Source organism: Streptomyces sp. NPDC030814 (assembly GCF_055572155.1).
The window spans coordinates 270,987-283,012 of the sequence record NZ_JBVIDX010000002.1 but is presented as its reverse complement, the minus strand read 5'-3'; the positions used below and the strand labels follow the sequence as shown (position 1 = coordinate 283,012).

Genomic DNA, 12,026 nt, shown 5'->3' with positions numbered 1-12,026 from the left:
CCCCTTCTCCCTCCCTACTACCTCTCCCCCCTTCGCCTATTTCCTCCCCCCCCCCCCCCCCCCCCCCCCCCCCCCCCACGCCGGTAGGGGATACCGGCCGAAGCCTTACGGGATAATGGACGCATGCGGATCTCAGCCAGAGCGGACTACGCGGTACGTGCCGCACTGCAGCTCGCCGCGTCACGCGATGACGGGCCACTGAAGGCCGAGGCCATCGCCGACGCCCAGGACATCCCGCACAAGTTCCTCGAAAGCATCCTGAACGACATGCGCCGGGGCGGTCTCGTGCTCAGCCAGCGCGGCGGCAACGGCGGCTACCGGCTGGCCAAGCCCGCCGAGTCGATCAGCATCGCCGACGTCATCCGCGTCGTGGAGGGCCCCCTGGTCTCGGTGCGCGGCGTCCGCCCGCCCGAGCTGTCCTACACCGGCCCTGCCGAGTCACTGCTCCCCCTGTGGATCGCGTTGCGGTCCAACGTGCGCGAGATCCTCGAGGGCGTATCGCTCGCCGACGTCGCATCAGCCCAACTGCCCGCCCACGTAGCCGCATTGACCGACGCCCCGAAAGCCTGGGTAAACCCCTGACACGCTGGGCCGCCGATCGTATATCCCAACGAGTGAGATAGTCGCGTCCATCATATGAACACCCTCTTGGGCTGAACGCCACCTTCTGCCACGATCCCTATCAGCCAGGTAGGAAAACTAGGGATCCGTGGGGGGTGGCCGTGCGAACGCGCAACCGCGCAGACCTGTCGCTCCCCCTGCTGACCTCGCGCCGCCACATCGATCTCGGCCGCACGGCCAGCGCCATCTGTCGGCCCGCCTGAGGCCGTCGACAGAAGATCCTTCGGTCGGCAGCGTCACCCGCGCCCGCCCATCCCGGCACAGCTCCGCTTCCGGACCCGCGACGGCATTCCCGCCGCCGAGGGCCGACGAACGAAGCCCAGGCGCATGCCCATGAGCTTTGCGCCTCGCGCTTTCGGCACCTCCCTGATCAAACCATTCCCCGAGAGGACACCTCCGTGTCTGCCGCAAGACCGCTCACCACCCTGCGCACCATCGCCGTCGTAGCAGCGCTCCCCCTCCTGCTCACCGCCTGCGGCTACGGATCCGACGCCACCGACGACGACAAGCAGACCGAGGTCGCGGCGGACGCCAAGAAGCTCTCCGCCGACGAGGTGAAGATCGGCTACTTCCCCAACCTCACCCACGCCACTGCCCTGGTAGGCATCCAGGAAGGCCTGTTCCAGAAGGAGCTCGGCGGCACCAAGATCAAGGCCTCGACCTTCAACGCCGGCCCCTCCGAGATCGAGGCGCTCAACGGCGGCTCCATCGACATCGGCTGGATCGGCCCCTCCCCCGCCATCAACGGCTACACCAAGTCGGGCGGCAAGAACCTGCGCATCATCAGCGGTTCTGCCTCCGGTGGCGTCAAGCTCGTCGTCAACCCGAAGAAGATCAAGTCCCTGGACGACGTCAAGGGCAAGAAGATCGCCACCCCGCAGCTCGGCAACACCCAGGACGTCGCGTTCCTCAACTGGATCGCCGAGCAGGGCTGGAAGGTCGACGCGCAGAGCGGCAAGGGCGATGTCTCCGTCGTCCGCACGGACAACAAGATCACCCCGGACGCCTACAAGTCCGGGGCCATCGACGGCGCCTGGGTGCCGGAGCCGACCGCGTCCAAGCTGGTCGCCGAGGGCGCGAAGGTGATCCTCGACGAGGCCGACCTGTGGCCCGACAAGAAGTTCGTGATCACGAACATCATCGTGTCGCAGAGCTTCCTCAAGGATCACCCGGACGTCGTCGAGGCCGTGCTGCGCGGCTCGGTGAAGACCAACGAGTGGATCAACGCCAACCCGGACAAGGCCAAGGCGTCAGCCAACGCGGCACTGAAGGAAGAGTCGGGCAAGGCCCTGCCCGCCGAGGTCATCGACCCGGCCTGGAAGTCCATCACCTTCCTCGACGACCCGCTGGCCTCGACCCTCGGCACCGAGGCGGAGCACGCGGTGAAGGCCGGTCTGCTGGAGAAGCCCGACCTGAAGGGCATCTACGACCTCGCAGCGCTCAACAAGGTCCTCAAGGCCGAGGGCAAGGACGAGGTCGACGACGCCGGTCTCGGCGCCAAGTAGCGGAACAGCTGAGAAGCGACAACCGCCCCGATGAGTACCCAGGAGGTGACGACCTTGGCCACCACGGTCGCCAATGCGGTCCAGGACGCCACGGCGGTGACGCACGCCGCCCGTATCGAGCACGTCTCGAAGTCCTTCCCCGCGCCGGGCACGCCCGGCGGGCAGCAGCTCGTGCTGGACGACATCACGCTCGATGTCGCACCGGGCGAGTTCGTCACCCTCCTGGGTGCCTCCGGCTGCGGCAAGTCCACCCTGCTCAACCTGGTCGCGGAACTGGACCGGCCGTCCGCCGGCTCGATCGCCACGGAGGGCCGGCCCGCCCTGATGTTCCAGGAGCACGCCCTGTTCCCCTGGCTGACCGCGGGCAAGAACATCGAACTCGCGCTGAAGCTGCGCGGGGTCGCCAAGGCGGAGCGCCGCGCCGAGGCGGAACGGCTGCTGGAACTCGTACGGCTGCAGGGCGCGCACGGCAAGCGGGTGCACGAACTGTCGGGCGGTATGCGCCAGCGCGTCGCCCTGGCCCGGGCGCTCGCCCAGGACAGCCGGCTGCTGCTGATGGACGAACCGTTCGCCGCGCTGGACGCCATCACGCGTGACGTCCTGCACGACGAGCTGACCCGCATCTGGCAGGAGACGGGACTGTCGGTGCTGTTCGTCACGCACAACGTGCGCGAGGCGGTGAAGCTGGCGCAGAGGGTGGTGCTGCTGTCCTCACGGCCGGGACGGATCGCCCGGGAATGGACCGTCGGCATCCCGCAGCCGCGCCGCATCGAGGACAGTGCGGTCGCCGAGCTGTCCGTCGAGATCACCGAAGAACTACGCAGGGAGATCCGCCGCCATGGCCAGCACTGACACCGGCACCGACGCCAAGAAGGACGGCTCATCGGCAGCCGGGGAGCCCCGGGGCGTGCAGGACACGCAAGATCTGGCGGGGCTGGAGGCCGGGCTCGACGCGCTGGAGTCGGCACAGGCCGGCCGTACACCGCTGCGCGAGACCCTGATCCGCAAAGCACTGCCGCCCCTCAGCGCCGTCGCACTGGTGCTGGTGGTCTGGCAGCTGCTGGTGTGGGCCGAGGTCGCGCCCGACTACAAGCTGCCCTCGCCGTCCGCGGTGTGGGACGAGGTGACCGACGCCTGGCGGCAGGGCACGCTGCTCGACTACATCTGGACCTCCGTCTCGCGTGGCCTGCTCGGCTTCCTGATGGCACTCGCCATCGGTACCCCGCTCGGCCTCCTGGTCGCCCGGGTGAAAGTCGTCCGGGCCGCCATCGGCCCCATCCTGTCCGGTCTGCAGTCGCTGCCCTCCGTGGCCTGGGTGCCGCCCGCCGTGCTCTGGCTGGGCCTGAACAACTCGATGATGTACGCCGTGATCCTGCTCGGCGCGGTCCCCTCCATCGCCAACGGCCTCGTCGCCGGCATCGACCAGATCCCCCCACTGTTCCTGCGCGCGGGACGCACCCTGGGCGCGACCGGCCTGCGCGAGGCCTGGCACATCGTGATGCCGGGCGCGCTCCCCGGCTATCTCGCCGGACTGAAGCAGGGCTGGGCATTCTCCTGGCGATCGCTGATGGCGGCCGAGATCATCGCCTCCTCACCCGATCTGGGCGTCGGACTCGGTCAGTTGCTGGAGAACGGGCGCAACAACGCCAGCATCTCGCAGGTGTTCCTGGCCATCTTCCTGATCCTGCTCGTCGGCATCGCCATCGACCTGCTGATCTTCAGCCCGCTGGAGCGGCGGGTGCTGCGCGGCCGGGGCCTGCTGGTCACCCGCTGAACGAACGGATCGCAAGCAGTACCGGTCCGCTGGGCATGAGCAGTCATTGCTCTGGAGGTCTCAGCCCTCCTGCTGGTTCCACGCGGTCGCGTCAGGTCCGGGTGTCGTTGGCAAGATCCGATGCACATACCAGTCCCGGTTCGAGGGCACGGCGGGCGGTAGGCACACCACTGACACATCCGCGGCCACCTAAGGGCTGTCCCGTAATCCCCGGCGGGCGCGCGACGCCGGCCACGGCACCCGCCGCGTTGTCGGAACGCCCGCATACATCCAGTATGCGGACGCCCCTCCGCCTTGCGATGCTCCCCCACTGCCTGAACGGCGTGGGAGGTGCCCCCAGCATCCGACGCCGTGCGCTGATCCACCGCGGATCACGGGACAGCCCTTGGGGAAGTCATCCACCCAGCGGCGCTACTCGGCAGTCCCCGCCAGTGATGAGCAAGTCTCATGACAAAGCTCTGACCATGCCCTTCATACGAACACTTCCGCCTGACAGAAGCCGCCTTGCGCGGCGGCCACAGCCGTCAGGACCCGGAGTCCCACCACGGCACGCGGGGCGAGGGCCGCCCCGCCGACAGCCAGAGGAAAACACTCTGATTCGACCCCGGTTCGACCGGGGTCGAATCAGAGGCAGTCAGAGGCAGCGACCTCTGAAACCGACATGTGAGGGACCTGAGTTGACCGAATGCGGATCACCAGTGGACCACTCTGGCGGGGCTCTGTGACCGCTGAGGGGTATCAGGTCCTCACTTCTGAATGACGGCCGCCCGCCGGACGGATGTAGACGCCCCACGGACGTCAGGGGGTTGAGCAGCTCGAAGCCCGTGGCCGAGGAGCGGCGACCGGAGGTTCTGCGCCACTGAACGATCGCCGGTGGCGCACCATTGAGGACGAGGACGCCGCTTACGGCATGATGAGCTGGTGGACTTCGAGCCTTACCGGGGTGAGTTGGTGGCGTACTGCTACCGAATGCTGGGCTCGTTCCACGACGCCGAGGACCTGGCGCAGGAAACGATGCTGCGGGCCTGGAAAGCCCGAGACCGGTACGACCGCACGCGCGCGTCGGTCCGGACCTGGCTGTACCGGATCGCGACCAATGCATGCCTGACCGCGCTGGAGGGCCGTGCGCGGCGGCCGTTGCCGTCCGGGTTGGGTGCGCCGAGCCGCGATCCCGGATCGCCCCTCTCGCCGGCGTTCGACATCCCCTGGCTACAGCCGTTCCCCGACGCGCAGTTCGACATGGAGGGGCGCGCCGGCCTGCGGCTCGCGTTGGTTGCGGCGATGCAGGCCCTGCCGCCGCGTCAGCGGGCCGTGCTCGTGCTCCGCGAAGTACTGGAGTTCAGCGCCGCCGAGGTCGCCGCGCAACTCGGCACCACCGTCCCTGCCATCAACAGCGCCCTCCAACGCGCCCGCGTCGCCCTCGCGGACGTGGGCGACCTGAATGAGGTCACCGAACCGGACGATCCCGAGGTACGCGCGGTGATCCAGCAGTACGTGCGAGCGTTCGAGGACGCCGACGTGCCCGCACTCGTACGGCTCCTCACCGACGACGCGGTCCTGGAGATGCCGCCGGTGCCGCTGTGGTACCAGGGCAGCCGCGACTACGGCCGGTTCATGGACCGCGTATTCCAGATGCGGGGGACGGGCTGGGGCATGCGACGCCTGACCGCCAACGGGCAACCCGCGCTCGCCGCGTACGCTCCAGAGCCCGGTGGCGGGCATCGACTGCACACCCTCCAGGTGTTCACGGTCACCGACGGCCGGATCGCGCGCAACGTGGTGTTCGCCGATCCCGGCGTCCTCAAGGCATTTCGCCTGCCCCAGCAGATCTCTTCCGACGAATTCCGTCACGCGCGATGAGTCCGGCCGATGCCGCCGGTACGTACCGGGTGAGCATCGACCGAAAGGGCATCCATCGTGAGCGTCATCGTCATTGAGTTCATCACCCTGGACGGAATCGTGTCCGACCCGGACGGATCCGGGGGCACGTCGAGGGGCGGCTGGGCATTCCGGCACGGACCCGAGACGGTTGCCGGGGACAAGTTCCGGCTCGGCAGCACACTGGACGACGGGGTCTTGCTGCTGGGGCGTAGGACCTGGCAGCTGTTCTCGCGGCTCTGGCCGGGACGCGACGACCCGTTCTCCTCGCGGATGAACGCGGTGCCGAAGCTGGTCGCCTCCCGCACCCTGACCGACACATCGGCGTGGGGAAACTCGCGGGTCATCGAAGGCGACCTCGCCGAGACCGTCAGGCATGAGCGACACGATGTCATCATCACCGGCAGCCTGAGCGTGGTGCAGACGCTGATGACCAATGACCTGATCGATGAGTACCGGCTCCTGACCCTCCCCACGATCCTCGGCGTCGGCGATCGGCTCTTCCCCGCCGACAGCCCGCCTGCGCACTGGGAGTGCCTGGCTGCCGAACGGTCCGGTGCCGCCGTCCTCGCCCGGTACGGGAGGACAGCCCGCCGCGTAGAACCGCGCCCCGGTGGTACGGGGGAATCCACCGGGGCGGGCTCGCTGTCATCGTAGAGGCGTGCCCCTGCCGGATACCTGCCACAGCCTTCTTGACCGTGGTCTTTGCTGCACAGCGCCTCGGAGCCGGGTGACCCGCAGGTCGGCCGGGCGCCTTCGTCACGGTCTGCTTGAATCCGCAGACCCCGCATGGGGACAACGGACTGCCGACGAGGATGCCCGGCAGAGGTCGCACGGCGGGTGGAGGCATGGTCTCCTGGGAGTATCCGCAGGAGGACACGCCGATGCGCACCACCCGATCCCGCGTCTTCGCACCCGGCCGGTCTCCCGCGCCGACGGGAGGCAGCGGTGGGCTGCTGCCGAAGCGGGATCTCGCGACCGCCTGGCTCCTCGTCGTCCTGATCGCGGCGCCCGCGTGGGCGCTCACCATCGGCCAGGCGCGGGACATGGGGGTGGAGCCCGGCACCATGGGGATGGCGCTGCCCCTGTTCCTGCTGCTGTGGGTGACGATGATGGCGGCCATGATGCTGCCGTCGATGGCGCCGGTGGCCATCACGTGGGTGCGCGGGATCGGCCGGCAGTCCTCCGGCTGGACCCGGGCGGCGCGCACCGTCGGGTTCGTCGGCGGGTACCTGATGGTGTGGACCGCCTTCGGGGCGCTCGCCTACGCGGCCCTGGCGCTCACCGGCGACCTGGTGGCCGATCACCCGACCGCCGGACGCTGGATCGGCTTCACCGCGTTCCTGCTCGCGGGCCTGTACCAGCTCGGCCCCCTCAAGTACGTGTGCCTGCGGCACTGCCGTGACCCCATGAGCCATCTGATGCACTACGCCGGCTTCCGGCGACCGGCCCGCGACCTGAGGGTGGGCGTCCATCACGGCGCCTACTGCGTCGGCTGCTGCGCCGGGCTGATGGTCGTCCTGATCCCCCTCGGTGTGATGAATGTGGCGGCGATGGCGGGGCTGGCCCTGGTGATCTTCGTGGAGAAGCTGTGGTCCTGGGGCCCGCTGCTCTCCCGCATCGTGGGCATCGCGTTCCTCGTCCTCGCCGCCCTCGCGCCGTTCCAGGACTGGCTGCTGCCGGGGTTGCAGGACTCGGTGCCATCGATGGACGGCATGTGATCCATCTGGACCCTTCACCTGGTCCGCGCCCGCCAGGCCGCCCGGCGGCAGCTGAAGAAGCCCGCGCTGGACACGCAGAACGGCGCCAAGAAGTTGAAGATCACCCGCCACCAGGTCGCCGCCGTGGCGTCCCCGGACACGATGACGGCGCCCTGGTTGGCGGAAGCAGCGTACCCACCAGGACGGCGATGGGCACGCATCGCGACAACGAGGGCGCGGAGAACACCGTCGCCAGCAGCCGGGGAGCCTCACTGGCGCTCATGTGCGGCCCTGCTCAGGCCCGTCCCGTGCTGGCCCCTTCGGCCTCCTCGCTGCTGAAGACGTACTCGGCCGTCTCGCCGTACGACGCCTCGTAACTCAGCCCGAACGCATCGGAACGCCCGCTCGTCCTGCCGACCTCGAACTCGGGCGCGAACCCGAACATGGCATTCCTGATCTTCGTCGGACTGCCGTCGGGGCCGGTGAGCGGCTCGTACGACAGTTCCGTCCGGCCCTCGACGGTGAGGCCGGCCCTCTCCCCGTCCGTGAGGGAGACGTTCGACCGCTCCGTTCCCAAGTACTCGCCGTAGAACTGCGAGAGCTGACCGAACGGTCCGCCCTCCCGGCCGGACAGGATGCGCTCCAGGGCATCGGCCTGCTCGTCGCTGGCCGCGGTGTCCACAACCAGTCCCACCTTCCAGTTGCCGGAGGTCAGGTGGGAAGGAAAGTGGTTGTAGAAGGCGAAGTCCACACCGGACAGGTCCACGTCGTCCAGGTTCCCGTCCGCCACGTGGAAGACGGCGGTGCCCAGGCACTCGGTGCCGCCCTGGGTGTCCCTGGGCTGGCCGTCGTACGGGCAGCTGCACAGCACGGCGCACGAGCAACCGGCGACATAGGTGCCGGATATCGTCCACGACATGACTGCTCCCTTCTCCGAGAAGAATGGTGGCCGGCATTGCGTGTACTTTCACGTTAATCCTGTCAAATAGGCATGTAAACGTCACTTCCCTCGCATCGGAATGATCAAGGCGAACTGAAGCGCCCTCCGCCACCGTCCTCGCGTGAGGACGGCTCAAGGACGAGGCCGCGCAGCGGCACGGCGTCACACATTCGTAAGGCGCTGACCAGGCTCAAGCAGCCGTTCCCCGCTCTACCGTGAGAGCCCCGTTCCTCTTCAGGAGACCTTCATGCGTGCCCGCGTACTCGCAACACTCCTGCTCACCGTCACGGCGCTCACCCTGGCCGGGTGCGGAACAGAGACGGACGAGCCGGCAGCAGGCGGAAAAGGCGCCCCCAGCGACAGCGGAGCAGCCGGCAAGCCGAGCAGGACATCGGACGCCGATACGACGATGACGCCCGGCTCCCTGCGATTCACCGGTACGACGGTTGACGGTCGACCCTTCGACGGCGCGACGCTGGCGGGCAAGCCCACCGTGCTGTGGTTCTGGGCTCCGTGGTGCCCCAAGTGCCGAGCCCAGGCACCGGAAACAGCGAAAGTCGCCGGGGACTTCGCGGGCAAGGCCAACGTCGTCGGAGTGGCAGGTCTGGACAAACCCACGGCCATGAAGGACTTCGTCGCCTCCGCGAAGGTCGACGGCTTCCCGAACCTGTCCGACGAATCCGGTGAGATCTGGAGGAAGTTCGAGATCGCCGAGCAGAGCACCTACGTCCTGCTCGACAAGGACGGCAAGACCGTCTTCACCGGAGACCTGCCCGCCGGAAAGGGACTGGCCGACAAGGTCGGCGAGCTCGTCGGCTGAGAACAGCCACACACGACGATGACTGATCTCCCGCTCGCCCTCGCCCTGTCCGCCGGCATGCTCGCGGCCGTCAACCCCTGCGGGTTCGCCCTTCTCCCCGCCTACCTCTCCGTGCTGGTGCTCGGCGACGACTCGCCCACCCGGGCCGCGGCCGTCGGTCGCGCCCTGGTCGCAACCACCGCCATGACCGCCGGATTCACCGCTGTCTTCGCCGTCTTCGGACTCGCCATCGCCCCGGTCGCCGGCCAGGTGCAGCAGCATCTGCCCTGGTTCACCATCGTCTTCGGCCTGCTCCTTGCCCTCATCGGCGCTTGGCTCCTTGCCGGTCGTGAACTTCCCGCGCTGCTGCCCAAACTCCGCCGTGCCCCGGCCGTCGCCCGCTCGGCGCCCTCCATGGCCCTGTTCGGCGGCGCGTACGCCATCGCCTCCCTCGGCTGCACCATCGCGCCTTTCCTGGCGATCGTGGTCTCCGTGTTCCGCAGCGGATCGACGCTCGAGGGCGTCGTGCTGTTCGCGGCCTACGCAGCCGGAATGGGCGTGATCGTCGGCGCGGCCGCCCTCTCCGTGGCACTCACCCGAACCGCCCGCGCAGGCGGCATCCGCCGACTGGGTGCTGTCGCCTCCCGACTCGGCGGCGGCCTGCTGTTCCTCGTCGGGACCTACGTCGCGTACTACGGCTGGTACGAGATCCGGCTCGTGCGCGGCGGCCAGGTCACCGACCCTGTGGTCGACGCCGGGGGCACGGTCCAGCGGTGGATCGCCGATTCACTGGACCACATCGGCGTGCCGGCACTGACAGTGATCTTCGGACTGCTCCTCCTGGCGGCTCTGGCCCTCCGCCGCTACCGCGGACGCCCGGACTCCCGTCCCGCCGAATAGTCGACGGACACCCGAGCGCCGACACAAGACTCCCGGCCGACCGGGCAGCCCCAGGAAGGCGCCATCCCCAGTTCGACGAGGCCAACACCCGGTGGCTGATTCGGCGTCACCCTGCGTCACTTCAAAGCCTATGCCGGGACGCCTGTCCCCCTTGCCGGGTAACGTGATCACATGCAGCTGTTCTTGACGCCTCCGCCGCCCGCCGCTTAAGGCGGGCAGTCGTCCAGAGCCATCCCGAGATGCCGGGATGGCTGTGTGGGTTGCCCACGGAAGAGATCGTGCTGGCAATCATTCGAGGAGATCTCAGTTGCAGTCCTCTTCTGCCCTGCCTGTTCGGCAGGGTGTTCTCTACGTCGCGATCGCGGCCACAGCGTGGGGCACTGGCGGTGCTGTGGCCGCCGAACTGTACGACGTCGGCGGGATCGGCCCCGTCTCGGCTTCCTTCTGGCGCTTCCTGACCGGACTCGGGCTTCTCCTGACCGCTCATCTGGTCCGGCGGTCCCGGCGGCCGGAGACGGCGCTCCCGCTGCGCGCAGCGTACGCGGCGAACCCACGGCGAGCCCTGGTCACAGGATTCGGGCTGGCCGTGTATCAGACGGCCTACTTCGCCTCCGTGCAAGAGGCCGGACTGACCGTGGCCACCGTGGTGACCCTGGGCTCGGGGCCCGTACTGGTCGCCGTCGGAGCCCTGCTCACCCTGGGCGAGCGCACCGGCGCCGCCGGAACCGCCGCCGTAGTGAGCGGAGTCATCGGCCTGGTGCTACTGATGGGCGGCGCGGACGGGAGTACCGGCCCTGCGCCCCTCCTGGGCATCGGGTATGCGCTGCTCTCCGCAGCCGGCTACGCGGGCGTGACTCTGCTGGGCCGCTTCTCCGGCCGGAAGAACGCCGGTGGCAGGTTCGAGACGACGGTGACCGGCTTCGCGGTGGGCACAGTCTGCCTTCTGCCGATGGCTCTGCTGGAGGGCATGCTGCCCGATGTGGAGCGTGCGGCCTGGACCCTGGGCCTGATCCTCTACTTGGGTGCGGTGCCGACGGCGCTGGCGTACACGTTGTTCTTCGTCGGCCTCGGAGCCGTACGGGCGACCACGGCCTCCGTGGTCGCCCTGGTCGAGCCGCTCACCGCGGCGGTCATCGGCGTCCTGGTCTTGGGTGAGCGGCTCAACGCGGTCATCCTCACCGGCACGGGCCTGCTGTTGTTCGCCGTGCTGTTCCTCACGGCGGGCGAAGGGGCCGGCCGAGCGGCGACCCGACGGACCCCCGACCCCAGGGACGACCACGGCCGGAACACGTCGCATCCGGCCAGGCAGACAAAGGACTGACGCCGACGCGCCATGCGGAGGCGGGCAGTGGGCCGCCGGGCCCCCTGCCCGCCCGCGTACTCCTCATCTGGAGCTCGAAGACCGCGAGTATGGACGCCGTGTGCTCGATCGATGTCCAGCTGCTGTGCGGACGGGGACTCACCGAGACAAAGGCATATCTCTCGCTCCTTCGTACACCGGAAGCGGAGGCGGCCTGTCAGCGGCTGCTTGAGTCCGAAGAGGTGGGCGACTTCGAGGGCTTCCGGGTCGAGGAGTACTCGGCCCAGTACGACGACTACTACGAGTGAGCCGGCTGCTTAGCTGGTCGCGATCCACACTTGCCCGCCTCGGGGGGTTGTGTGTGGCCGATGTCGAAGCCACCCTCTCGCAGCACGTCCGCGCCCACGGCCTGGGCCGCTCCCGCCACCGCGGCTTGGCGAAAGCCCACGTCCAGCCCGTGATCACTGCGCTGACCTGCAACGTCGCCGCATCGCCGAATGGATGAACCCTAGGCTTCGTGGGCGTAGTTCGTCCCGCTGTGGCCGGTCCGGCGATACCGGGCGATGCCGCCGAAGATTTTGCTACCGGGCAGCTTGCGTCATCGAAGTT

The 12,026-nt window shown here is 68.7% G+C and carries 15 protein-coding genes; 13 read left to right on the top strand and 2 right to left on the bottom strand.

The window, feature by feature from the left end:
- The first annotated feature begins 123 nt into the window (after positions 1 to 123).
- The 8 genes from ACZ43N_RS04715 to ACZ43N_RS04680 all read left to right on the top strand — a co-directional run bounded on the left by ACZ43N_RS04715 (position 124) and on the right by ACZ43N_RS04680 (position 7,499).
- Positions 124 to 582 (top strand): RrF2 family transcriptional regulator, encoded by a 459-nt coding sequence (locus tag ACZ43N_RS04715; RefSeq protein ID WP_468094944.1) that lies wholly within the window; start codon positions 124 to 126, stop codon positions 580 to 582.
- Positions 583 to 716: 134 nt separating this feature from the next.
- Complete coding sequence (locus tag ACZ43N_RS04710; protein WP_468094942.1) at positions 717 to 824, top strand: putative leader peptide; 108 nt, start codon at positions 717 to 719, stop codon at positions 822 to 824.
- A gap of 195 nt (positions 825 to 1,019) precedes the next feature.
- A complete protein-coding gene (locus ACZ43N_RS04705) occupies positions 1,020 to 2,126 on the top strand; it encodes an ABC transporter substrate-binding protein (protein WP_468094941.1) in 1,107 nt (368 codons plus the stop codon).
- A gap of 30 nt (positions 2,127 to 2,156) precedes the next feature.
- Entirely contained in the window at positions 2,157 to 2,978 is an 822-nt protein-coding gene (locus ACZ43N_RS04700; protein WP_468094939.1) for an ABC transporter ATP-binding protein, read from the top strand.
- Positions 2,965 to 3,900 carry an ABC transporter permease gene (locus ACZ43N_RS04695; RefSeq protein WP_468094937.1) on the top strand — a complete coding sequence of 312 codons (936 nt, stop codon included), beginning with the start codon at positions 2,965 to 2,967 and terminating at the stop codon, positions 3,898 to 3,900. Before ACZ43N_RS04700 ends, ACZ43N_RS04695 begins: the two co-directional genes overlap by 14 nt.
- A 921-nt stretch (positions 3,901 to 4,821) precedes the next feature.
- Positions 4,822 to 5,760, top strand: a complete 939-nt coding sequence (locus ACZ43N_RS04690) for a sigma-70 family RNA polymerase sigma factor (RefSeq protein WP_468094935.1) — start codon at positions 4,822 to 4,824, stop codon at positions 5,758 to 5,760.
- A gap of 57 nt (positions 5,761 to 5,817) precedes the next feature.
- Entirely contained in the window at positions 5,818 to 6,435 is a 618-nt protein-coding gene (locus ACZ43N_RS04685) for a dihydrofolate reductase family protein (RefSeq protein WP_468094934.1), read from the top strand.
- Between the two features lie 227 nt (positions 6,436 to 6,662).
- Positions 6,663 to 7,499 (top strand): DUF2182 domain-containing protein, encoded by an 837-nt coding sequence (locus tag ACZ43N_RS04680; RefSeq protein ID WP_468094932.1) that lies wholly within the window; start codon positions 6,663 to 6,665, stop codon positions 7,497 to 7,499.
- A gap of 14 nt (positions 7,500 to 7,513) precedes the next feature.
- On the opposite strand, the gene ACZ43N_RS04675 is transcribed toward ACZ43N_RS04680, so the two are convergent.
- Both ACZ43N_RS04675 and ACZ43N_RS04670 read right to left on the bottom strand, forming a co-directional pair.
- Positions 7,514 to 7,699, bottom strand: coding sequence for a hypothetical protein (locus ACZ43N_RS04675; RefSeq protein ID WP_468094931.1), 186 nt, complete (start codon positions 7,697 to 7,699; stop codon positions 7,514 to 7,516).
- A 74-nt stretch (positions 7,700 to 7,773) separates the two neighbouring features.
- On the bottom strand, positions 7,774 to 8,397 hold the full coding sequence (locus ACZ43N_RS04670; RefSeq protein WP_468094930.1) for a DUF1326 domain-containing protein: 624 nt from the start codon (positions 8,395 to 8,397) through the stop codon (positions 7,774 to 7,776).
- A gap of 268 nt (positions 8,398 to 8,665) precedes the next feature.
- On the opposite strand from ACZ43N_RS04670, the gene ACZ43N_RS04665 reads away from it, so the two are divergent.
- From ACZ43N_RS04665 to ACZ43N_RS04645, 5 genes are all read left to right on the top strand, one after another.
- The gene (locus ACZ43N_RS04665) at positions 8,666 to 9,238 is read left to right on the top strand and encodes a redoxin domain-containing protein (RefSeq protein WP_468094929.1); all 573 of its coding nucleotides are present in this window, start codon (positions 8,666 to 8,668) and stop codon (positions 9,236 to 9,238) included.
- 18 nt (positions 9,239 to 9,256) lie between these two features.
- Positions 9,257 to 10,117: a cytochrome c biogenesis CcdA family protein gene (locus ACZ43N_RS04660; protein WP_468094927.1), complete on the top strand. Its 861-nt coding sequence runs from the start codon at positions 9,257 to 9,259 to the stop codon at positions 10,115 to 10,117.
- Positions 10,118 to 10,424: 307 nt separating this feature from the next.
- A complete protein-coding gene (locus ACZ43N_RS04655) occupies positions 10,425 to 11,438 on the top strand; it encodes a DMT family transporter (protein ID WP_468094925.1) in 1,014 nt (337 codons plus the stop codon).
- A gap of 98 nt (positions 11,439 to 11,536) precedes the next feature.
- A complete protein-coding gene (locus ACZ43N_RS04650) occupies positions 11,537 to 11,725 on the top strand; it encodes a hypothetical protein (protein WP_468094924.1) in 189 nt (62 codons plus the stop codon).
- A complete protein-coding gene (locus tag ACZ43N_RS04645; protein ID WP_468094922.1) occupies positions 11,722 to 11,922 on the top strand; it encodes a transposase in 201 nt (66 codons plus the stop codon). The genes ACZ43N_RS04650 and ACZ43N_RS04645 overlap by 4 nt, the downstream gene beginning before the upstream one ends.
- Positions 11,923 to 12,026 lie beyond the last annotated feature (104 nt).